Annotated in this window: 20 protein-coding genes; 4 read left to right on the top strand and 16 right to left on the bottom strand. The window is 51.3% G+C overall.

Going from position 1 to position 23,415, the window contains the following annotated elements; genetic code table 11:
* The 16 genes from larC to QZT18_RS19830 all read right to left on the bottom strand — a co-directional run.
* Nucleotides 1–357: nickel insertion protein (larC, locus tag QZT18_RS19905; RefSeq protein ID WP_294150734.1), on the bottom strand; the 357-nt coding region annotated here is incomplete at its 3' end.
* Between the two features lie 20 nt (nucleotides 358–377).
* Nucleotides 378–1,142, bottom strand: a complete 765-nt coding sequence (larB, locus tag QZT18_RS19900; RefSeq protein WP_294150732.1) for a nickel pincer cofactor biosynthesis protein LarB — start codon at nucleotides 1,140–1,142, stop codon at nucleotides 378–380.
* A 38-nt stretch (nucleotides 1,143–1,180) separates the two neighbouring features.
* Nucleotides 1,181–1,783, bottom strand: coding sequence for an ABC transporter ATP-binding protein (locus QZT18_RS19895; protein WP_294150730.1), 603 nt, complete (start codon nucleotides 1,781–1,783; stop codon nucleotides 1,181–1,183).
* Entirely contained in the window at nucleotides 1,780–2,646 is an 867-nt protein-coding gene (locus QZT18_RS19890) for an ABC transporter ATP-binding protein (RefSeq protein ID WP_294150728.1), read from the bottom strand. The genes QZT18_RS19895 and QZT18_RS19890 overlap by 4 nt, the downstream gene beginning before the upstream one ends.
* Nucleotides 2,647–2,753: 107 nt before the next feature.
* Entirely contained in the window at nucleotides 2,754–3,572 is an 819-nt protein-coding gene (locus QZT18_RS19885; protein ID WP_294150726.1) for an ABC transporter permease, read from the bottom strand.
* On the bottom strand, nucleotides 3,569–4,585 hold the full coding sequence (locus tag QZT18_RS19880; RefSeq protein ID WP_366925936.1) for an ABC transporter permease: 1,017 nt from the start codon (nucleotides 4,583–4,585) through the stop codon (nucleotides 3,569–3,571). Before QZT18_RS19880 ends, QZT18_RS19885 begins: the two co-directional genes overlap by 4 nt.
* Before the next feature lie 134 nt (nucleotides 4,586–4,719).
* Nucleotides 4,720–6,363 carry an ABC transporter substrate-binding protein gene (locus QZT18_RS19875; protein WP_294150723.1) on the bottom strand — a complete coding sequence of 548 codons (1,644 nt, stop codon included), beginning with the start codon at nucleotides 6,361–6,363 and terminating at the stop codon, nucleotides 4,720–4,722.
* A gap of 335 nt (nucleotides 6,364–6,698) precedes the next feature.
* On the bottom strand, nucleotides 6,699–7,652 hold the full coding sequence (locus QZT18_RS19870) for a 3'-5' exoribonuclease YhaM family protein (protein ID WP_294150722.1): 954 nt from the start codon (nucleotides 7,650–7,652) through the stop codon (nucleotides 6,699–6,701).
* A 99-nt stretch (nucleotides 7,653–7,751) separates the two neighbouring features.
* Nucleotides 7,752–9,074, bottom strand: coding sequence for a S1C family serine protease (locus QZT18_RS19865; protein WP_294150719.1), 1,323 nt, complete (start codon nucleotides 9,072–9,074; stop codon nucleotides 7,752–7,754).
* A gap of 250 nt (nucleotides 9,075–9,324) precedes the next feature.
* Complete coding sequence (gene nhaC / locus QZT18_RS19860; RefSeq protein ID WP_294150717.1) at nucleotides 9,325–10,830, bottom strand: Na+/H+ antiporter NhaC; 1,506 nt, start codon at nucleotides 10,828–10,830, stop codon at nucleotides 9,325–9,327.
* Nucleotides 10,831–10,853: 23 nt separating this feature from the next.
* Nucleotides 10,854–11,120, bottom strand: coding sequence for a ferredoxin family protein (locus QZT18_RS19855; protein ID WP_294150716.1), 267 nt, complete (start codon nucleotides 11,118–11,120; stop codon nucleotides 10,854–10,856).
* Between the two features lie 3 nt (nucleotides 11,121–11,123).
* Nucleotides 11,124–12,758 carry an FAD-dependent oxidoreductase gene (locus QZT18_RS19850; protein WP_294150714.1) on the bottom strand — a complete coding sequence of 545 codons (1,635 nt, stop codon included), beginning with the start codon at nucleotides 12,756–12,758 and terminating at the stop codon, nucleotides 11,124–11,126.
* Nucleotides 12,759–12,941: 183 nt separating this feature from the next.
* Nucleotides 12,942–13,922, bottom strand: a complete 981-nt coding sequence (locus tag QZT18_RS19845) for a 2-keto-3-deoxygluconate permease (protein ID WP_294150712.1) — start codon at nucleotides 13,920–13,922, stop codon at nucleotides 12,942–12,944.
* Between the two features lie 371 nt (nucleotides 13,923–14,293).
* Nucleotides 14,294–14,443 (bottom strand): hypothetical protein, encoded by a 150-nt coding sequence (locus tag QZT18_RS19840; protein ID WP_294150738.1) that lies wholly within the window; start codon nucleotides 14,441–14,443, stop codon nucleotides 14,294–14,296.
* Nucleotides 14,444–14,506: 63 nt separating this feature from the next.
* Nucleotides 14,507–15,397, bottom strand: coding sequence for a LysR family transcriptional regulator (locus QZT18_RS19835; RefSeq protein ID WP_294150710.1), 891 nt, complete (start codon nucleotides 15,395–15,397; stop codon nucleotides 14,507–14,509).
* 170 nt (nucleotides 15,398–15,567) lie between these two features.
* Nucleotides 15,568–16,485 carry a LysR family transcriptional regulator gene (locus QZT18_RS19830; protein ID WP_294150708.1) on the bottom strand — a complete coding sequence of 306 codons (918 nt, stop codon included), beginning with the start codon at nucleotides 16,483–16,485 and terminating at the stop codon, nucleotides 15,568–15,570.
* Between the two features lie 243 nt (nucleotides 16,486–16,728).
* Between QZT18_RS19830 and QZT18_RS19825 the strand changes: the two genes are divergently transcribed.
* The 4 genes from QZT18_RS19825 (at nucleotide 16,729) to QZT18_RS19810 (ending at nucleotide 23,299) form a co-directional block, all read left to right on the top strand.
* Nucleotides 16,729–18,195, top strand: a complete 1,467-nt coding sequence (locus QZT18_RS19825) for a YfcC family protein (protein ID WP_294150706.1) — start codon at nucleotides 16,729–16,731, stop codon at nucleotides 18,193–18,195.
* A 134-nt stretch (nucleotides 18,196–18,329) separates the two neighbouring features.
* Nucleotides 18,330–19,547 (top strand): M20 family metallopeptidase, encoded by a 1,218-nt coding sequence (locus QZT18_RS19820; RefSeq protein WP_294150704.1) that lies wholly within the window; start codon nucleotides 18,330–18,332, stop codon nucleotides 19,545–19,547.
* Nucleotides 19,548–20,170: 623 nt separating this feature from the next.
* Nucleotides 20,171–22,573 carry an endonuclease MutS2 gene (locus tag QZT18_RS19815; RefSeq protein ID WP_294150702.1) on the top strand — a complete coding sequence of 801 codons (2,403 nt, stop codon included), beginning with the start codon at nucleotides 20,171–20,173 and terminating at the stop codon, nucleotides 22,571–22,573.
* A gap of 12 nt (nucleotides 22,574–22,585) precedes the next feature.
* Nucleotides 22,586–23,299, top strand: a complete 714-nt coding sequence (locus tag QZT18_RS19810) for a response regulator transcription factor (RefSeq protein WP_294150700.1) — start codon at nucleotides 22,586–22,588, stop codon at nucleotides 23,297–23,299.
* The last annotated feature ends 116 nt before the right edge of the window (nucleotides 23,300–23,415 follow it).

Below are 23,415 nucleotides of genomic sequence, written 5' to 3'. Positions count from 1 at the left end.
GTGGTCATGATTGTGCTCGTGGTCATGATTGTGCTCGTGGTCATGATTGTGCTCGTAGTCATGATTGTGCCCATCACCGTGATCATGCCCGTGGTCATGACCTTCTTCTCCATGTCCATGCTCCGCTTCATCCTCCAGATGCACATCAAAGTCATAGGCATCGATACCGCATTTCAGTTTTCTCCCAAAATGCAGATGATATCCCTCCACTCCCAAACTCGCAAGCGTATCCTCAAGAACGTTTCTGCTGGCTCCAAGATCCAGAAGAGCCCCTACCGTCATATCCCCGCTGATACCGGAATAGCATTCCAGGTACAGCCATTTTTCCTCTTTATTCTGGTTTGTATTTCCGCTCATTCTTCTCCATCCTTCCTTCGTCAAATCCCGCCTTCGTGTCCGTTTCCCACTGCCAGTCGGTTAATTTGCGCCGCAAGGTATCCGGCGCCGTAACCATTGTCAATATTCACTGTAGATATCCCGTTGGCACAGGAATTGAGCATGGTCAGTAATGCCGACAGACCGTGGAAGCTGGCTCCGTAACCGACCGATGTCGGAACTGCGATCACCGGATTCTCCACCAGCCCGGCCACCACGGTTCCCAGAGCGCCCTCCATGCCCGCAATGGTAATGACACAGTTCGCCTTTGTAATCTGCTCCCGTTTAGAAAGAATTCTGTGTATTCCGGCAACGCCGACATCATAAATTCTGTCCACTTGGCATCCAAAGAATTCCGCCGTCTGGGCCGCCTCCTCCGCCACGGGAATATCGGCCGTTCCGCCTGTACAGACGGCAACACAGCCTTTTCTCACTTTGCCCTCCGGTTCCGCCTTCAGCACGCGGGATATCGGGTCATAGACAATCCCGGGGATTTTCTCCCTTACCAGTTCATACTGTTCCGCCGTGGCCCTTGTACCCATCACCTCGCCGTTTTCACGGTACAGCGCGGCAAATATCTCCGCCAGGTACTGATCCGGTTTTCCCTGGCAGAATACGGTCTCCGGAAATCCGGAGCGGAGCTTTCTGTGCAGATCCAACTTTGCATAGCCTAAATCTTCGTATGGAAGGTTTTTAAGCATCTCCTCCGCCTCAAAGGTGGACAGTGTGCCCGCCTTCACCTGTTCCAACATCATTTTTACGTCCATTTGTTCCTCCTGTATGAAGCGTGCCGCCGCCTATCTCACTACACTAAATTCATCTTTCTCGTACAGACTCTGTCCGTCAGGCTGTCGGAGTGGCTGACCACCAGCATTCCGATTCCCCTCTTTTCCGTCTCTTCTATCAGTGCATGCCAGATGGCGCTCTGAGTCACCATATCAAGCATCGTTGTTATCTCATCCGCCAGCAGAATTTTCGTTCCCTCTCCGAGCGCTCTTGCAATGCAGAAACGCTGCAGCTCGCCGCCCGAAAGCTCCGAGGGAAAACGGTCAAGCCATTCCTGCCTTATTCCCAGTTTATCCAGTAATTCCGAAGAAATCCGGCCTCCCTCTTTTAAAGCGTGCGCCATCTTCCAGCGCGGGTTCACCGACTGCTCCGGGTGCTGCCATATCATCTGGACCGGCAGTCTTCCTCTGAAATTTGCAAATTCCGTTCCGTCAAGCAGAACCTTCCCCGAGTCCGGCTTCTCATAGCCTGCCAGGATCTTGCAGAATGTGGTCTTCCCGAATCCGCTGGGCGCCGCAATTCCGACGCGCTCCCCGCTCTCAACCGAGATAGATACCCTGTTTAAAATCTGACGGCTTCCGGTATCATAACGGAATGAAATGTCTTTTGCTTCCAGTTTCACCGCATCACCTCCGAACGCGTCATTTCCACAGCTCTATCCGGCGCCTGGACTCCATTCCCCGACACTGCGTCTCCGTATTCGGGCACTGTGAATCCGTGTTCCGGCATCGCATAATATAGCGCCTTTGTGTAGGGATGTGTGAGTCTCTCCGGGCTGCCAAAATCCTCCGGCGTTACTTCCTCTATAATCTCACCCTCATAGAATACCATAATTCTGTCCGCTGTTTCCAGTGCCAGTTCCAGATCATGGGTAATAAACAGGACCGCAGCGCCCTCGCCGGCAATTTCCCTGAAATGTCCCATGACGCGTCTGGCCGTATTCAGTTCCAGGCCCGGTGTCGGCTCGTCCGCTATCACCAGGCGCGGATTCTCCATCAAGGCCGACGCTATCAGGACCCGCCTTGCCATTCCTCCCGACAGTTCAAAGGGATAGAGTTCTTCCGTCGCTTCATCCAGGCCGAACCGCGAAAGCAGCTCTCTGCATCTTTCCCTGGAAACGCCGTCTTTTTTCCCTTTTCTTATCTGTTCTCCGACCCTCATCAGAGGATCCAGATAGGATACGCCCTGCGGTACCAGGGCAATCTCGTCCCCGCGCAGTGATTCCAGCCTCTTTTCAGTGAGGCGCTCACCTCTGTACAGGATCTCGCCGGTAACCCGGCAGTTATACGGCATGATGCCGAGAATCGCATGAGCCAGCAGGCTTTTTCCGGAACCGCTGGCTCCCACGACCGCCGTCATCTCCCCTTCGCGCAGAGTGAGGTTCAGATTTTTAACCGGGGTAAGCGTCCGGCGGCTGAGTCCCTTCCCATACTGGGTAAATGAAATCCCCAGCCGATGGACTTCCAGTATTGTTTCATTCGGCATATTACTTCCTCCCTGTCACGATTTATGTTCGCACCTTACGTGATAATACCTGTGGACAGCAACATCACGATTTCCATTACCGGCCGGTCCGCACCCGCCTGCCCGCGCTACTCATGGGCGCTCCCCGGATCCAGCAGGCCGCTTATGCTCTGTCCCAGCCCCTGGAAAATGAGGACCGTCGCCACCAGGGCCGCACCGGGAAATACGGCCAGCCACCATTTCCCGGTGATCAGATACTTCATACTCTCCGAAAGAATAATGCCGATAGCCGGTTTCTCCGGCGGAAGGCCAAAGCCCAAAAAGGTGATGGACGCCTCATGCAGAATGGCGTGGGGAAACATGAGGACCAGGCCGGTGAGAAACTGCGGAATTAAATGCGGCAGCATATGTTCGGCCGCTATCCTCCATCTGCCCATTCCAAGCCGTTCCGAAATCTTAACATACTGGCTGGCCTTAAGCTGAAGGACCTCGGCCCTGATAAGTCTTGCCAGGGAAGGCCAGTGTGTCAGCGCAATGCCGATGGCCACCCCGGTAAAACCTTTGCCGCAGGCAAATGAAATCAAAATCAATAAAAGCATATGGGGAATTCCCATCATCGTATCAATCATTCCGGACACCGCCATATCGGCCGCTTTTCCGAGAACCGCAGCCGCCGTTCCCAGAACCAGGGCAATTACCGCGCTGGACGCAGCCGTCACGACGCCGAGGCGGATGCTCATGGAAAGACCGGCCACCGTCCTCTTCAGCATATCCCGCCCCAGCCAGTCGGTGCCGAAGAGGTAATCGGCGCACGGTTTTAAGTTCTTTCTGGAAAAATCGGTCACCAGCGCGTCACCCTCCCAGATATGCCCAAGGACTGCAACCAGAAAGAGAATCAGGGAAAAGACGAAAACGGCGGTCAAAGTTCTGGCTCTCCTGTTATTCATAGAACCTCCCCCCTTCCTGCCGCTCTCTTCCTGTCCCGCTTCATTCTCGGATCCACGGCGTAATAGAGCAGATCGGCCGTAAAGTTGCCAAGAAATACAACGGCCGCACTGATCAGGGTAATCCCTAAGAGCAGAGGCACATCACTCCCCAGACCGGCCGTAATGGCAGCCTGACCGAGTCCCGGGTAAGAGAAGACCTGCTCCACGAGAACGGAGCCGCCGAATATCTCACTGATGGAGGCAAATTGAAGCGTAATGACGGGCAGAAGGATATTTCTGAGTCCGTGGCGCCTCACGGTCTGCCACTGGGACTCTCCTCTCGCCCTGGCATAAAAAATATAGTCGCTCTCTAAGACTTCTATCATTTTACTCCTGGTGTGCATGGCAATATTGGAAACCCCGGTCAGGCCGAGCGTCAGCGCGGGCAGCGCGGCATGAATAAGCCGGTCGCCAAGCGTCACCTCCGATGCGGCGACTCCCACGGGAACGCTGAAACCGATGGGGAAAATGGGAAACCGGATGGCAAAGACCAAAAGAAGCACCAGAGCCAGCCAGAAGGCAGGCGTACCTGCGATTACCATACAGTATGCCGTCACCGCCTTATCCTGCCACTTTCCCTTTTTCATACCGGCCACAACGCCGAGGGCTGTTCCGACGACGCCCGAAAAAATCCAGGCGGACACCATCAGCCAGGCGGAATTTGCGAATTTCTCCCCGATGACCTCTAAAACCGGCCTGCGGTAGAGCAGGGAAGTGCCGAAGTCACCGCGGCAGATACCGGAAAACCAGTTTGCAAACCGTTCACCGGCAGGCACCGTGACACCCCAGTATTCTTCCAGCCTCTCAATCTGTTCCTCCGACATGGAACCGAGCGCCGCCTGTCCCACATTTGTTTTCAATGGATCCACGGGCGAGATGGAAATCAAAAAAAACGCCGCCGCACTCACAGCCAGCAGTAGTATTACCATCCGTATCACGTTTTTTGCCAAAAATGCACCATACCGTCCAGTCACTGTTTTCTTCCTTCTTCCTGATCATCCCGGCAGGGAATTCTGTAAGACGGCCCGCTGCTCCGCCGTCTTCGGCAAAGCAGGGAGCGCCATTCTGAATTCCCGCGCCGGGATGGATGTCTTATCACTCTTTTTTCTTATTCCCAGCTCCACTGATCCACATTGTTTACAATAGACCAGCCGTGGCCGTGGGGATGAAGTTTCTGCTCGGCCACATGAAGGCCGTCCCTCTCCCAGTAAAGATGGTCGATATTCACAAGCCAGATCCACGGAATATCACCTTCCTGCGTAATGCCTGTGGTTCCGTCCCACTGCGCTTTTTTCCAGAGTTCCAGAGAACCTTCCAGATCCGTGCTTGCCAGCGCCTCATCCATATACCGGTCAACCGTCTCACTGGCATAAGGTGAATAGGATGCGAGCCCCGTATCTTTCATCGTGTGGTAGATGTTGTAAAGTTCCATCGGAGTATGCGCTCCCCAACCCCATAAAAGCGGCTGTGACTGCGCCTCGTCATAGGCCGTATCCCAGCCCGTTCCCCGGGAGGCAGCCTGAATGCCCAGCTCCTTTAACTGATTGGCCGTATCCGCAGCCAGGGCCTGTCTGACGGAATCATCCGCCGGATAGATAAATTCGATCTCCGCCTTCACTCCATCCTTTTCCCTGATTCCGTCCGCGCCTGTCACCCATCCCGCTTCATCCAGCAGTCTGGCCGCCGCTTCGGGATCGTATGAAATCTGAGCATCACTGTTATACCAGGGCATTTTATCGCAGACGCTGAATGCGGGGCTGCCGTATCCGTTTAAAACGTTTCCTATCATCTCTTCCCTGTCGATTGCCAGGTTGATTGCCCTGCGGACCTTTACATCGGCCGTAAAATCATTGCCCACCGTGAGGCCGTCCAGTTCCGTCTTCGGTATTGCCGGAAGGTTGAAACCTCTGTTGTCAACCGTCTCGCAGGAAAGCAGGTTATATCCCGCCGTCTCCTGGTCGGTGTAGGACGCGGCCGTGTAGGCCAAATCCACCTGTCCCGCTTTTACCGCTGCAAAGGCGGCATCCTCATCCATAAAGAGGACGGTCACCTGTTTCATCTTCGGCGCCTCCCCATAGTAGTCCGGATTGGCCTCCAGGATGACCTGTTGCCCCCTGTCCCACTGTTTCAGGATATACCGCCCGGAGCCAATCGGATTGCTTCCGTAGTCGGAACCGTAGGCATGTTCCGGCACAATTCCGGTTATGGCCATCGTATAAGGCCAGATGGAATACGGACGCTCCATATGGAAGGCAACCGTAGTCCCATCCACCGCCTCGGCGCTCTCAAGCATGGTAAAATCGTTGACGGAACTTGTTTTCTTAAGCGTATTATAGGTAAATGCAACATCCTCCGCCGTCAGGGGCTCCCCGTCCGTAAATTTCACATCGTCGCGGATCGTGACGGTCCACGTCATTCCGTCGTCCGAGGCCTCCATGGAGGTTGCAAGGTCGTATCCAATCCCCAGATCCGGTGTGGTCACGGTGAGGGTGCTCTGGATCAGCGGCTCATGGACGTGCTCTCCCGCTCCCCAGCCATACGCCGGATCAAATCCTGATTCCGGCTCGGAATTCGTCGTCATCACCACTACGACGGAATCCTTCTTCGCTTCAGTTCCCTGTGCCTGCGTTCCGGACTCATTCGTCTCCGCTGCGGTTCCGGAGCTTTTCTCAGAACCGCCGGAGCAGCCCGTAAGCAGCAGCCCGGCCATGGCGGCAGCGGCAAAAAATGCAGTAATCTTTATTTTTTTCATTACATGTTTCCCCTTTCAATCCATTTCATTTTGAGCCTGACAACTCAACCGTTAAAGATAATTTTCCAGAAAAAAATACCAGAAAAGACTCTGCCCCTTGAGGACAAAAATACCTTCCTGGTATAATTTCATATTTTAATGTCACCCCATCTGCAGGCGACCTTTCAGTTATCACTTTTTTCTTACTATTTATCCCGCTTGTGCAGGAATCATGCCGGGCCTGGAGCGTGTTTGAAAGTTGCTTTCCGCCGGAACATTGAAACAGCTTGTGCTGCCGGTTGAGACTATTATAATCTGACAGTCCCGCCCCGTCAATCCCAATTTACCGCGTTCTGTTACGGTTTAACTGTTGCCGTCTTCCTTACATTACTCTCCAGCAGACGGTTAAAGCCGAGCCATTCATTATTGTCGCCCGCTTTTTTGAGAAGCTCCGTCATTGTCTCCAGTTTTGCGTCGGTATTGTCTGCAAATGCCAGAGCCAAAGCTTCCATTAAAGCCGGTTTTTTCGGAGAACCGTATTCCAGCTCACCGTGGTGGGACAGAATGCAGTGTTTTAATTCCGATGCCGTCTTTTCCGGGAATCCGGCGATAGTGCGGATTCTCTCGCCCACCATCTCGGTACCGATTATGATGTGGCCCAGGAGCTGGCCGTCATCCGTGTAATCATTCTCCGGAAATGCAGACAGTTCTTTTGTCTTGCCGATATCGTGGAACAGCGCCGCCGTCAGAAGCAGATCGCGGTTGATCATCGGATAGGTTCCCGAATAGTAATCACACAGCTTCATCACGCTCAGCGTATGCTCCAGCAGTCCGCCTACAAAACCGTGGTGAACGCTCTTGGCCGCCGAGTGGAAGCAGAATTGTTTCACAAAATCCTTGTCATCGATAAAATAGCTGCCTGCCAGCTGTTTCAGCCACGGATTCTTCATGGACAGGATGAGCGCGGTAAGATCCCGGTACATCTCTTTAATATCTTTGGAGCTGACCGGCAGATAATCGCTCTCTATGTACTCTCCCTCATCGGCCTTCCGGATTCTCTTCACGTTCAACTGGTTGGAACCCTGGAATACGGTCACATCCCCGTCGATAAACACGTACTGCATCACTTCAAAGTTGCCGATTCCCGGGGAACTCAAATCCCAGATCTTGGAGTCAATGGTTCCTGTCTTATCCTGAAGCGTCATGGACACATACTCTTTTCCATTCTTCGTCAGAAGGATCTGTTTTGTCTTACACAGATACACATCCGAGATGCGCATCCCCTCGCGGAACTGCTCGATATATTTCATACTTTTCCTCTCTCTCCTCGTTAACAGAGAGCCTGACAAGTCAGGCTCCCACATTTTACTTTTGCATTACCCTCTTCATTTACGCCAGCCTTCTATCGTCTATCTGGCTCTTATTTCCACTTCAAACGGATCCAGCTCCTTGTAGCCGTCCGGGCCTTTTCTCATGATTTTCACCTTGACCCTGGTGCCGCAATGGGCGTTTTCTATCTGCATCTGGAGTTCCTTGAATGTGGTTATCTCTTTCTCACCGAACAGCGTTATGATATCGCCGTTCTGAATTCCTGCATCATAGGCAGGTCCTCCGGCCACCGCTTCTACCACGTAGACACCCTGCGGAAAACCGTTCTCCACCATGGTTTCGTTGACCTCCTGGCCTCTGACGCCGAAATAAGGCACCTGGAACCCGTTGGTCATCTTCTCAATTACCGGCTTATAGTCGGATATTCCGACGGCCGCCGTCATCTTCTGGCTCTCCTCCGTCTTATAATCCTCGGAAGTCCATCCGATAATCTCTCCCGCCGTGTTGAGCAGAAATGTACCCATGTTGGAATTACTGCTGATATCGGCATATAAAATCCTGGTAATGCCGTCCGTCATCTGAACGTTTCTTGCTATATAGGAAATGGTTCCATATGTCACGGAGTGTACCTGTCCCGACGGACCGCCTGCTCCGATTATCATATCGCCCGCTTTCACCGAGTAGGAATTACCCAGAACCAGCACCTTTACATCTTTTCTGAGATCTTCTCCCAGTTCTCCGCTCTTCACGCTGATGACCGCCATGTCCAGAACTTCGTCAATCTGTTTTGTCTGTCCCGAAACCCTGGTTCCGTCAAAAAACGTCACGGAGATCGAATCCGCCTGTCTGACCGCATCCGCGCTGGTAAATATCATATACTCACCGCTTGTCCTGGCAATTACCGCGCCGGCATACTCACCGGTACTCTCAACCGGATTGCCGAAGAGATCGGTCTGCTGTTTCCCCGAGCTGATTTTTACAATTCCTTTATCCGCCTGAACCGCCACATCGCGAAGGGAACTGTAAAATGAATTCAGGTTCTCCGGCGTAAAGCTGTAGCGGGTAAGCGCTTCTTCAATCGCCATCCGAAGCTCTTCCTCCTCGACCTTCAGGGGAACCGTCTCCTCCTCGGCCGTACTGACGGCAGTTGCCTCCGGATCATCCTTGGTAAATACAATTGAAGTGCTTTCTTCCGTCTCTTCTTTACCCAGATAACGGTCCGCCAAAGGTTTGGCCAGCACAAAACTGACAGCCGAGATCACGCCAAACAACACCGCAAGGCACATAAGAATGAGGATGCGCTTTGCAATCTGTTTTTTAGACAACGGCTGTTTCACAATCTTTTCCCTCATAAATTCCCGGTTAACGGGATTTTTTTTCTCAGGTCCTTCCGTATCCGGCATATCTTTTCTCCTTTGAACAACATAACACTATTATACTTTTCTTCGTGGCGTTATGCAAGAAAATTTTCCCGGCTCAAAATATTACCATTTCAGAAAGCATCTTTCCAACACAAAGCGGCGCCGGACTCCCGTCCGTACGCCGCTTTTAACTGATTCACAGTGGAAAGTGCGCAGAGCGTACTTCCCGCTGTCATTTTGCTGAATATAGTACTAAGTATCGTTTTGATAATAAGTAATGCAGTATTGGCTATTAATTTTCTGCCGCTCCTCCGGCTGCGCATAGGCCTTCGGCTTCCGCCGGTGCACCTTTCGCCTTATTCGGCTTTTCGGGGGCGACTCTCTTGATGCTGATGCCCGTAATTGCATAGAAGATGGCAAACAGGAATCCCGTATAGTTCATGATGGCCCACGGCAGATAGTCAAGCGTTGCAACGCCCAGAGTGGCCGCCATGTATACGGCGCCGCCCGTCCATGGAACGAGCGCGGTGATTACGGTGCCGGAATCTTCCAGCGTACGCGACAGGTTGCAGGAGGCAAGTCCCCGCTCCTTGTACACATCACCGAATAACTCTGCGGATACGATAATTGTCAGGTAGGAAACTCCTCCGATTAAGCTTGTGAGCAGGCTGGCCGCTACGGTACTGCAGATGATGCCTGAATCGGATTTAACCTTGGTCTGAAGTTTCTGAAGCAGTACGTCGAGACAGCCCGCGCAGGAGATAATTCCTCCGAAAATATAGGCACAGTATGTAATTAATACCATTTCCATCATACTGCTGATGCCGCCCCTGTTGACCAGTTTCAGCACCTCCGGTATTACCGCCGTGGCATCGAAGCCGGCTTTGTTAACCATAGTAACCTTAAAACCGGTTGCACAGGAATTGAAGACGTCTATAAAAGAGAATCCCTGGATTCCCATGGCCAGAATACAGGCCACAATACTGGATATAAACATAACGGGCGCAGTCGGGTACTTCATGGCGCTGCCTATCAGAACGATGGCTAACGGAAGAAGCAGCAGGATGTGCCAGTTGTAAATCTGGCTGAACTGTGACATCATCGTGGTGACGAGTTCGGAGTCTACAGCTCCGCCGGGGCTGTTAAAGCCCGCAATCAGGTACACAACAAGACCCAGAAGGCTGGCCGGAAGCGTCGTCCACAGCATATGTTTAATATGGTCGTAAATATTTGTGTTTGTTACGGTGGATGCAAGTACCGTCGTGTCCGACAGAGGGCTCAGCTTATCACCGAAATAGGCTCCGGCAACAGCGGCTCCGGCCGTAATCGGCAGTGACATGTTCAGCGTGGCGGCGATACTCATAACAACGACACCCATGGTGCCCGCCGCTCCGTAAGACGTTCCCGACATTACGGCTACAATCGCCGTAGCTAAAAAGGCAGTGACATATAAAAACTTGGTGTTGATAATCTGGATTCCGTAATAAATCATCATCGGTAAAGTGCCGGAAATCATCCAGGAGCCGATCAGCATTCCAACCGCCATCAGAATCATGATGGCACCGGTGGAACGTCCTACTTTTTCAGAAATCGCTTCCTGCATATCCTCCCAGGTACAGCCGAGATAGAGAGCCACAAGGCCTGCGGCCGCGCCCGACATTAAAAGTACCATGGTCAGCGGCAGCTTAAGGACCGAGAAACCAATGCCGATAATAAACAGCATCAGAACAATGGGTAAAAGAGCAACAAACAGACTTGGCTGACGTTTTTCACGTGGTTTTGGTTTATCTTTTTTCATAGACGTTTCCCCTCTTTCAGATTTTAAACCCATTTTTCCCAGTCAAATTTCTCGGGTTTATTGACGGCAGGTGTGAATGTCATAATATCATCGCAGCAGGCCAGCGGTATGGTATGGCTGATGGCCCCGAATTTACATTCCAGCGCGCACACGCCGCAGTGGCTGCACTCGTCGGGATATGCTATAAAAGGGGCATTCTTTTTATCATCCCAGCCAATCACATCGTTTGGACATTGATTATAGCATGCCTTACATTTTTTGCAATTGTCGTGAATAATTCTAACGCTCATAAATTATGCCTCCTTTAATTCCGGAATTTCGCTTGTGCTGAGCTCCATCTCGTTGTTCTCGCCTTTTTCCACAACCACCCACTTCTCCCACTTCGGATCGGTGTCCGGATAGTCGGCGCGGTAGTGCACATAATTGGCCAGATGGCGGAACCTCGTTTCCTTGCGGTAAAGAGATGCCCTGATATGCATTTCCGCATAATCAATAATACTTTTGACTTCACAGCAGCGCATCAGCTCATGAGGATTTGACGCCGTCATTTTGTCCGTAAAATTATTCTTGAGATCCAGGAGTTTTTCCAGTGCATACTCCATCATTTTTTCATCCTTAAAGTATCCCACGTATTCCGTAATCAGCCCTCTTGCGGCCAATTCCAGCTCCTTCGGATCAATGCCTTCCTCCCTGCCGAGCGGAGCCAGGATCGTGTTTTCGAGTTCTTTCAGATATTCGGTCGTAACTTCCGGTTCTCCTGCCGTTTCCGCAAAAATGGATGCCTGTTCACCGGCGATATCACCGGTTACGCTGGCTCCAACAATCGCTCTCGCAAATGCCGTTGTCGCACCGGCTGCATACAGGCCCGGAACCGAGGTTTGCAGTGTTTCATCTACTAACGGGCCTCCCATGATACAGCAGGGATCCAGTTTCATCGGTATCAGATCTTTTCTCAGATCCAGTTTTCTCTGTTTAAACCACTGTTTTGTGATTGGATATTCGTTGGACATCTCCCTCTCGTGCATCTTTATGACGTCTTCGGGAAGGTCGCGCAAATCCCAGTACAGCGGGCCGCGGCCCTCAATCAGTTCTTTCTGCATCAGGAAGCAGCGCATGACGCTCTCTTCCGGTGTATTAAGAATGACGTCGCCGTTGCGGTTTACAAGCTTTGCCATCTTGTCAAAGGGCTTCACCCCCACGATTCCGCCTCCGGCTCTCACCAGCACGTAGTCCCAGTAAAGGAATTCCATGTTGACCATCTTTGCGCCCGCCCTGTAAGCCATTGCCTCGGCGTCGCCGGTGTTGGTCGGTGAAAAGTAGGTATTATAGGGGCCGTCCGGGGCAATGTACTGCCTTGTCGTCTCCCCGGTTGAAAGTATCGTCGCTTTTGCAAGGAACGCCGTGAGTTCTCCTGTCCTTGTGTTCATTCCGATTGCTCCGACCACCCGGCCGTCTTTTTTCAGGAGTTCCACTCCCATTGTTCTCTCAAAAACCTGTGCATTTGTCTTTTCAACCGCCTGCCCCAGCTTTACCTTTGTATCCACGCCTCTGTATGAAACGCAGCAGTAATGGCGCTCCGGTATTCTCCAGATAAAATAGCTTCCGTCATCTTCCCTGACGGGAATGCCGAATTCCTCCATATCCTGTACACGCTCATAAGCATGAACGTCTACCGCCAGCGTGACGTTTGGGTCTACCAGTTCTTTTTTGGATGTGGAAGCATATTTTCTGGCTTCTTCATAGCTGATAGAATCCGGATGTACTCCGATGGACACATGATCCATACCCGGTCCCACACTGCCTCCCCGCCGGAGTGTGGCTTTGTCAAGAATTGCTACGCTTTTTCCCATTTTCGCCGCTCTGATTGCAGCGAAACAGCCTGCGATTCCCCCGCCGATGACAAGTATGTCAGTTTTAACTACCTGCATAACCTTACCTCCCTGATTTACTTGTGTTATCAATTCACTTTCATTCATATCAAGCATGCTTTCGTCAGTAATCTGACTCTTTTCCGGACAAGCAAGCCAACATTTTCAGGCGCCAATCTATTTACTAATGCCGGCTTATTCTGTGCTTTAATTATCTAACACTGCGCCTTAGAAATCCAACAGTTATAAAGAGTCGGAGCCACAAATAAAATTTGTATCACTTCCACCTTTTTCCCTCCTCCGGCGCCGCTTTTCCCAGAGTCCGGTAAGATAGGGAGTCAAAAGACATGACAGCGTCATTGCCAGGGCAAGCTGGGCCACCGCCGCCTCTGCAAAGGGGGCATGGACCGGCAGCGCCTTTCCGACAATGGCCGGAATCGCCACGGCAGTCCCTCCTATGGTACACGACGACAGCGCCGCGTATCCCGGCCGCCCCGCAAGCAGCCTGTCGGCGGCGAGCTGGGGAACCATTGTCACGACGGTGTAAATGAGCAGAATCAGAAGTCCGGCTCCCACCGACTCAAACGCTCTGAAGAGGTTTACGGATGCCCCGAAACAAAAACCGATAAAGGGCAGCATAACGGCAGTCCCTCCGGCCGTCAGTTCCGCTATCTTATTATCCAGATTCGCCAGCACAATTCCAAGTAGAAAGGGCACCAGAAGCGTAATGATTTCCCTGATGTCAAAGCCCCCTCCGCTCAGCCCCAGCACCGCAATGGGCAGGACCGGCATGGAAATCAGACACAGAAGACCAAATACGGAGGCGTCGATATCATCACCGTATTTCTTCACGAGGGCAAGATAAACGGCGGGATTGTTGTTGGATACGGCCGTGACCAGGGCCAGTGTGGAAATACCCAGGAATCCCTCCGGCCCAAAGAATTTCATCATAAAAAGTCCGGCTGCAAAGGCCACCAGAATTTTGACTCCGACTAAAATGCCGCCTCTCCTGAGCGCCGTTCCCAGGCTGGAAAGTTTGAGCTGGCTTCCCGAAAAGAACAAAAGCATGCCTATAATTGCCAGCGTCCCGTCCTTAAACAGCGCCGTAGTCACTCCCCCTATTTCAAGCGCCCGCGGAAACAGCGTATTCACAAGCGCCGTGGCAAACATCGGTATCACCACCATCCCTCCCGGGAATTTCTCCATACGATCCAGTATTCTCATTTCTTCTGCCTTTCCGCCCCTCCTCTGAAACAGGAGGGGCGATTTTTTTACTGTACTGCAACTGGTTCTATCATAATCTGTGGATTCTTATCTGTAAAATCCATAGATTGAGTGCATATCACAAGTAAAATTTGTTACTCCCGGCGTCAAGGTTCCTTTTCAGAGGTAATCAATATATGGCAATTCGGGAAAAAGAACGTGCCGTATCTGCAAAAACAACGAAAAGCACGCTTCGCGAACTTTTCATTGCCACTCAAGAAAAAGGGAGAGCGCAGCCGGAATCTTCCGTCTGCACTCTCCCCTCATGGATTAGCAATCAAATACCGCACAGCATGCTTTTATTATTTCGGACGCTTCTCATTTCCGGACTCTTACAATTCAATCTGCTCAGGAAACGCATCGTGCCGCCTGCAGTACTCCTCCGTTGAAAATGTATTGATTTTAAACTGTTCCCGGAGCAGGGTTGTGGCCGAGCATCCGAATCCCAGAAAGTTATCCCGCGTGATTGGCCCCGCTTTCATTTGGCCCTCCATAAAACTGCCCGGCGGCCTTCTCCCGGCTGTCGGGCAGTTACCGGCATCCGCTTACAGATGCCGGTGTGAATTATTGTTTACAAAATCGATAAATACCTTGGCGCTGTGATCCAGTTTTTTCCCCTTCTTATAGACAATTCCGTACTGCCATACAAAATTGTCATCGGCAATGGGTACTCTGACACAACTGTTTTTATCCATATCCTCGGCAATATGATCCATACATATAAATACATACGTATCCATCTTTACCATACTGAGCAGAATGCTGATTTCCCCTGATTCCACCGCAAAGTCGGGAACCAGCCCGTGCAGGCGGTACCAGTCCAGGATTTTATAATAAATCTGATAATATTTGTTGAGGGAAACGAGCTTCTCCTCTTTCAGGTCTTCCACTCCCAGCGCAGCCAGAGAGGCCAGCGGGCTGTTCCTGTTGATCACCGCGCAGAGCTTTTCTTCTCTCAGGGGAAGATACTCTATCTCCGATTCATCGTGGGGCCGCGGACAGAAAGCCAGATCAACGGCTCCGTTCAGGACGTTATCGACGCAGGTCGTATCGGGACTTTCAATGGCCCTGAAATCAAAATTGGGATAAGCATAGCGGAACCGCAGAAGCATGTCCGGGGAACTCGCCTGCAAAACTCCCGGGGCCAGGCCGATCACCAGATGCCCCCTCTCATTGTTAAAACGCCGGTTGAGTTCCAGTGTCATATCATCGAAACTCTGAACCAGAGGGGTACAGAGTTCCTTCAGTACCTTCCCCTCTTTTGTCAAAATGACGCCCTTGGAGGTGCGTTTAAACAGCATCCTTCCCAATTCTTCCTCCAGAATATTCATGGAGGTGCTGAGCGCCTGCTGTGAAAGGAACATGTTTTCCGCCGTTCTGGTAAAACTGCCTGTCTCACACAAATCCAGGAAACGTTTCAGTTGCTTGATATCCATATACTCCCCACCCCTTGCCGCTCCATATGCAGCCTGCCGTATTACCTTGTATTTTACTACTCCTGCAACATCTGAGTCAAGGCGAATAAGGCAATGCCGGCTTTATTGGTTAGTGTTCACTCCGTGACCGTGCGTATGCTTCTCCATGCACAGAAACGGCAAAATACGAATCACAGAGCAGCGAGCTGTTCCTTCAGCACCTCGATGAACTCTCTTGTATAATTCGGCAGATAGTGATCCTTCCGGTAAATAATAAAATAATCTGCCGTCTCATTGGGATTGCCCGTATAAAAATAGCGGAACGCCTTTGGATAGGAGAAACGTCTGATATAACTTTCAAAGTTAAAGGCCACTCCAAGCCCCTCCGCCGCAATCTGACAGCCGCTCTCCAGATTCTCTATAAAAAAAGTCTGTCCGGGAACGGCTCCTGAATAGGCAATGGCCTTATCGGCATAGACACGTACCGACTGCTCCGGGAAGGGAAGAATAAAGCGCCGGCCGCTGAAAACCGACAGGTCGATCCACTGGACCGTTTTGTCTGCCGCCTTTGGAATTTTCACAGCCGCCGGATGATCCTCGGAAACAACCGCCACCAGCCGGTCCTGATAAAATGGGATGTACGAGAGTGAAGGGTCGGGATGATAGCGGTTATTGATTATAAAATCCAGCTCCCCGTCCAGAAGAAGGCGGAACATCTCATCGGAAAGCCCCTCAAAGGTCGAGATCTGCACTTCGGGATGAAGCGGAGTGAACTTCGCCAGGCTCTCCGCCAGAAGAAACAGGGTGCGTCTCGGATGTATTCCAAGTCGGATTACCCCCTTCGTACCCTTTTTTAAATCATTCATCTGAAATTCATACCGATCCCGGATCCGCATCATTTCCCTGGCATTCTCAATATAAAGACGGCCCGCCGCCGTGGGTACAAAGCGCTTACCCAGACGGTCAAACATCCGCACTCCCGTCGTCTCCTCCAGATTACTCAAAAACACGCTCAGGGTAGGGGACGCGATGTGCAGGTATTCCGCCGCTTTCTTAATGCTGCCAAACTGGCTGATCGCAAGCATATACGACTGTTCTCTCATTTCCATGGCAAACTTTCCTTTCTTCGTAAAAACGGATTTCTCCCACTGTGTCCGCTCGCCGCAAACACTTTTTACATTCGTCCAGTGATTAGTTAAAAACTAATATTATATTAAAAATAACCAGTTTGACTTAAATTTGCAAGTCTTTTACAATAATTATCAGAAGTTACATAATTTTTCTATAACAGCTCGGACAGCGGGAAAGCCGGAGGTCTGATCTGTTACATTTTTCTAAGGAGGAGCAGGAGTATGAGCGAAGACACAAACAAAAAGGCCGGTCAAACGAATCAGGACACCGCTGAAGCCGGAACGGGGAAAAAGAAATTCCATATTTCAGAGTTCCGGGTGCCGCACACTTATGTCATCTTATTTACCATGATAATTCTGGCAGCGGTTTTGACCCACATTGTACCGGCGGGGGAATACACACGGTATGAAAATGCCAACGGAACTACGGTAGTGGATCCGAATTCCTATCATGCGGTCGAGTCGGCCGGGGCCGGTATCATGGACGTGCTGAACGCGGCGCCCGATGGAATGAAGAGCGCGGCCAGCCTCATTTTCTTCGTCTTTATCATAGGCGGAGCATTTCAAATCATCAATGGAACCGGGGCCATCGACGTGGTAATCGGAAAACTGATGCGCTCCCTGAAGGGAAAAGAACTTTTCATTATACCTATTTTTCTGTTTACCTTTTCCCTGGGCGGCGCGCTGATGGGCATGTCCAATGAGGTGCTTGCGTTTGTGCCGATTGGAATTGTCGTAGCCAGAAAGGCGGGTTATGATGCGGCCATCGGAACCTCCATGGTGACGCTGGGAGCTGCGGCGGGGTTTTCAGCGGGAACCATGAATCCCTTTAACGTGGGAGTGGCTCAGGAAATCGCGGAGCTTCCCATTTACTCCGGAATTGGTCTTCGAATTGCGCTGCACATTACTTTCTTAGCTATCGCCAGCTTTTATATGATGCGCTATGCGGCCAGAGTAAAAGCCGATCCGTCCAAGAGCATTGTCTGTAACCTGGAGACCGAGGCGGACGGCGAGGGGCTGCTGGATAACTGCGGCGAGCCGACGGCCCGCCATTACCTGGTTCTTGCTGCATTTGCCTGCGGCCTGGGCTGGATTGTCTGGGGAGTAATCAACCACGGATGGGGTACGACGGAAATGCAGCCCGTCTTTATCGCAGTCGGAGCTGCCTGCGGTTTTATCGGCGGCCTGGGCCCCAGTAAAATCGCCAAAGAATTCGTGGAGGGAGCAAAGGCTCTGACTTTCGGAGCGCTGGTGATTGGTATTGCAAAGGGAATCCTGGTAGTTCTGCAGAACGGCATGATACTGGATACCATGGTTTTCAGCTTTGGAGAAATGTTAAAACACCTGCCCAGGGCCTTTACGCCAATCGGAATGTATCTGGTACATATCGTACTAAACATTTTTATTCCATCCGGATCCGGCCAGGCGGCGGCCACCATGCCATTATTTGTTCCGCTCGCGGACGTTACGGGAATTTCCAGGCAGTTGGCCGTGCTGGCATTCCAGCTCGGAGACGGAATCACTAATTCCATCAACCCGACCTCCTCCAACATGAACACTTATCTGTCCATTTCCAAGATTAATTACGCCCAGTGGGTACGCTATGCTGGCCCTATTATATTGAGCTGGCTGCTGGCCGGAGGCGTGTTTATTGTGATTGGATATATCATCGGATATGGTCCGTTCTAATGAGGTTACGTTCTAATGGGGTTACGTTCTAACGAGGTTACGTACCAAAGAAATTACGCTCTAAAAGGGTTACGTTCTAAATAAGGGTTCGGTTAAAAGAGTTATATCCCCGGCAGCCCAGCCGCCGGGACAATATGAGAAAAGAGGATTGGATTAATAATATGACTGACAGCACCAGACAAATCAATACTTATATTGATTCAAAAAGAGATACTTACTGCTCCATGGCCGACGAAATCTTCGATCACCCGGAGTCCGGCTTCGAAGAGACGTTTGCCTGCGGGCTTTTGACCGGTTACCTGGAAAAAGAAGGTTTTCAGGTGGAACGGGGAATTGCCGGAATCCCCACCGCATTCCGGGCAGTATACGGCAGCGGCCAGGGAGGACCTTCCATCGGTCTTCTCTGCGAATACGACGCCATCATGGGGATGGGGCATGCCTGCGGCCATCATGCGCAGGGACCGGCCGTTCTGGCCGCTGCGGACGCGGTTAAAACGCTCTGCAAAGACAAACCGTACCGCCTTGTAATCTACGGCACACCGGCGGAAGAAACGGACGGAGGTAAAATTCTGATGAAGGAACGCGGCTGTTTCCAGGATATCGACGTTGCCCTGATGATGCATCCCAGCCCGACGACAACAACAGATATCAAATGCATGGCCTTAATTCCTTATCAGGTTACTTTTTACGGAAAAGCCTCCCATGCGGCAATGGCGCCGGAAAAAGGACGGAGTGCACTGGACGCAATCCTGCTCGCCGCCCATGGGATCGAGTGTCTGCGTGAGCATGTGAAGGAAGATACCAGACTTCACTACACCATTCTGGATGCGGGCGGTCCAAGCAATGCGGTTCCATCCAAGGCATCCGCGGAATTCTGTATCCGAAGCTATAATACCGATTATCTGCTGACCGTGGCGGAACGCGTAAAGAAAATTATGGAGGGAGCTGCCCTGATGACGGAAACCCGGTATGAAATCATCGAAAAACCGGTTTTCCAGGCTAAAATACCGGTGCTTTCCCTTAACCGCACGCTGATGAGCCGGGCAGAGGAATTCAATGCCCCCTCCATCCGCCCGCCCAGGGAAAAAACCGGCTCAACGGACTTCGGAAATATCATGTATGATATCCCCGGCTCCTGCATCCGGGTGGCCTTTGTCCCGGAAGGAACCTCCGCTCATTCCCAGGAATATCTGGACGCCGGAAAGAGCGAAGCGGCACACCTCTGTACCACCACTGCCGCCAAGATTCTGGCCGGAACCTGCATAGACCTCATTGAGAAGGGAGAACTTCTTGAAGAGGTAAAGAAGGAATTTCACGACAAGAAAGAGGCGATGGGGAAAGAGGGAATATAACGGCTCGGATTCTCCATACTGCATTTTCAATACTGCATTTTCAATGCCGCATTCTCAATGCTGCATCCTGAATTCCGCCTTCTGAATGCCACGTTCTTTATAACCGCAGGATTTAATTCATCACACGGAAATTCAACGAATCAATCAAGAACACAGTCACCCGGTATCGGTCCGCGCTTCTTTTAAAGGGGGCGCTTCTGCTGCCGGGTTTCTATATTTTTGCTATAATTCCCCGGCGCAATCACTCTCGTTCCCCAGCCGGACGGCCAAGTTTTTTTCCTCTTTCATAAAAATCGGCATAAATTTGCATCAAACGACACGTTTTTCCCCTATCTTAAGAAAAAGGACGGAATTAAGGGGTGGCATAACAGAAACTGGATATGATATAATGTGTGCGTAGCAGACATTATATCTGCGCATATTCGGTTTCTGCGCCCGCCGCAGAAATCCGGGCGCTAATTTCCGTCGGAGACATCAAGTCCATGAAATGGATTTGGTATAATGTGTGCGTAGCAGACATTATATCCAGGACCGAATGGCAGCCAACCTGTGACGGCTGTCATTATTTCAGCTCAGCAAATATTGAACCCCTAACTCAATTTTTTTATACAAGGTGAATTAAAATGAATCAAAAAGCACTTAAAACTTTAGAATACAATAAAATTATCAGCCAGCTTGAGGAATATGCATCGACCGAGATGGGTAAGACCTTCTGCCGTGAGCTGATTCCGTCATGCAGCCTGGAGGAGATATGTCGGAACCAGACTGAGACTACGGATGCGGTATCCCGCGTCCGCATGAAGGGCGGCCTTTCCTTCGGAGGCGTAAGGGACGTGCGCGGTTCTTTAAAACGTCTGGAGATCGGCAGTTCCTTAAATATCATCGAACTGCTCGCCATAAGCTCCCTCCTGACCGTGACCGCCAGGGCCAAGGCCTACGGCCGTCACGAGGAGTCGGAGCTTACGGATGATTCCCTGGATGAGATGTTCCGGACTCTGGAACCGTTAACTCCGGTCAATGCGGAGATTAAACGCTGTATCGTCTCTGAGGATGAAGTCAGTGACGAAGCCAGCCCGGGACTTTCCAAAGTCCGTAAATCCATGAAGATTATTGCAGGCCGCGTCCACACACAGTTAAACTCTATCCTGAATTCCAGCAGAGCTTACCTTCAGGAGGCCGTAATTACAATGCGTGACGGCCGTTACTGCCTTCCGGTTAAATCTGAATATAAGAATCAGGTTGCCGGCATGGTGCACGACCAGTCCTCCACCGGTTCCACAATCTTCATTGAGCCTATGGCCATAGTGAAACTGAACAACGAACTGCGCGAACTGGAAATACAGGAAAAACGCGAGATTGAATTTGTACTGGCCGCCCTCTCAAGCGAACTGGTTCCCTATACCGAAACAATCGCCGTTAACCTGGAAATCCTGGCAAAACTGGACTTTATTTTTGCCAAAGCCGCCCTGTCCAGGCATTTTAACTGTACAGAACCTAAGTTTAATAACAGGCGGTACCTCAATATCAAGGACGGACGCCATCCGCTGCTGGATCCGAAGCAGGTTGTCCCCATCAATATTTATTTGGGAGACCAGTTCGATCTTTTAATTGTAACCGGTCCCAACACCGGCGGTAAAACCGTTTCTCTAAAGACAGTTGGCCTCTTCACCCTGATGGGTCAGGCAGGCCTCCACATACCGGCGTTCGACGGTTCGGAACTGGCCGTTTTCGACGAAGTGTTTGCCGACATCGGCGACGAGCAGAGCATTGAGCAGAGTCTCAGTACTTTCTCCGCCCATATGACCAATATCGTCTCAATCCTGGAGCAGGCGGATTCCAATTCCCTCTGTCTCTTCGACGAGCTGGGCGCCGGAACCGATCCGACGGAAGGAGCCGCACTGGCTATCGCCGTGTTAAATTTCCTTCACAATATGACGTGCCGGACTATGGCAACTACCCATTACAGTGAGCTCAAAGTCTTTGCCCTGACCACCCCCGGCGTTGAAAACGCCTGCTGTGAGTTCAGCCTTGAAACGCTCCGTCCAACCTACCGACTGCTGATCGGTATTCCCGGCAAGAGCAACGCATTTGCGATCTCCAAAAAGCTGGGACTCCCCGATTACATTATAGAAGATGCGAAAAAGCATATTGAGAAGGAGGATGAATCCTTCGAAGACCTGCTGGCCGATTTGGAGGACAACCGTGTCACGATCGAAAAAGAGCGTGCGGAAATCGCCTCCTATAAAGATCAGGTGGCAATTTTAAAGAAACGCCTGGAACAGAAAGAGGAACGTTTTTCAGAGCAGAAGGAAAAGATGCTTGCAAAGGCCCGTGAGGAGGCTCAAGCTATACTCCAGGATGCCAAGGATACTGCGGATCAGACAATCCGCAGCATCAATAAGCTGTCCAGGGAATCCGGCGTAAGCAAAGAACTGGAGGCGGAACGCACCAAGCTGAGAAGCAAACTGAACGACGTGGATAAGAAACTTGCAATAAAACCCGCGGCTCCGAAAAAGGCGGTTTCCCCGAAGTCACTCAGGCTCGGAGACACTGTGAGGGTGCTCTCGATGAACCTCAAGGGTACGGTTAGTTCCCTTCCCAACGCCAAGGGCGATCTCTACGTCCAGATGGGAATCCTCCGCTCGATGGTCAATATCAGGGATCTGGAGATGGTGGATGACAATTCCATCAGCGGCCCGGGAATCCCACAGGGCGGCCCGCGCAGCTCCGGAAGCAAAAGCGGCAGCGGCAGCAGCAAGATCAAGATGTCCAAATCCTATTCCGTTTCTCCTGAGATCAATCTGATCGGGATGACCGTCGACGAGGCGGTGCCGGCGCTTGACAAATACCTGGATGACGCCTATCTGGCCCATCTACCGCAGGTCAGAGTCGTACACGGACGCGGAACCGGCGCACTGAAAGCAGGCGTCCACAGACATCTGAAGAATTTAAAATATGTTAAAGATTACCGCCTTGGTGAATTCGGTGAAGGCGATACCGGTGTTACTATCGTTACATTTAAGTAGGGGGGTACAGAAATGGCAGAAAAACAGCGGATCCTCATCGTAGATGATGATTACAACATCGCAGAATTAATTTCACTTTATCTGACAAAAGAATGTTTTGAGACAAGAATTGTCGGAGACGGGGAGGAAGCTCTGAAGCTTTTCCCTGTCTTCGGGCCAAACCTGGTGCTTTTGGACCTGATGCTTCCCGGAATCGACGGGTATCAGGTCTGCCGGGAGCTTCGGGCCTCCTCACAAGTCCCTATCATCATGCTGTCGGCCAAGGGTGAGATTTTTGACAAAGTGCTTGGTTTGGAACTAGGTGCGGACGATTACATGATCAAACCCTTTGACTCTAAAGAACTGGTTGCAAGGGTCAAGGCCGTACTCCGCCGTTACCAGGCTGCTCCGCCTGCGGCGGCCCCGCAGCCCACGGATCAGCACGGCGATTTCGTCGAATACCCGGATTTAATCGTGAACCTGACCAATTACTCCGTCATTTACAACGGGCATTCTATCGAGATGCCTCCGAAAGAACTGGAGCTTTTATACTTCCTGGCCTCTTCACCCAATCAGGTCTTCACGAGGGAACAGCTCCTGGATCACATATGGGGGTATGAATATATCGGAGATACCAGAACGGTTGACGTACATATTAAACGTCTGCGCGAGAAGATCAAGGATCATGACAAATGGGCTTTGACAACGGTATGGGGCATTGGATATAAGTTTGAAGTGAAGCGGTGAGGGGGGAGTTGAGATGCGGGGACGCTTCTGTAAGATGGCGGACGGGGGAGTGGGAGGTTGTATATGAGTCTTCAGTCCCGGTTTATAGGTTGTGGTGAGGGGGAATCCGGAGAAAA

Origin of the sequence: uncultured Clostridium sp. (assembly GCF_900547735.1) — a bacterium.
In the GTDB taxonomy this organism is placed as follows: Bacteria; Bacillota; Clostridia; order Lachnospirales; family Lachnospiraceae; genus Otoolea.
Note: the sequence above shows the minus strand (reverse complement) of the source record. Positions and strands in the feature narration are given on the sequence as shown.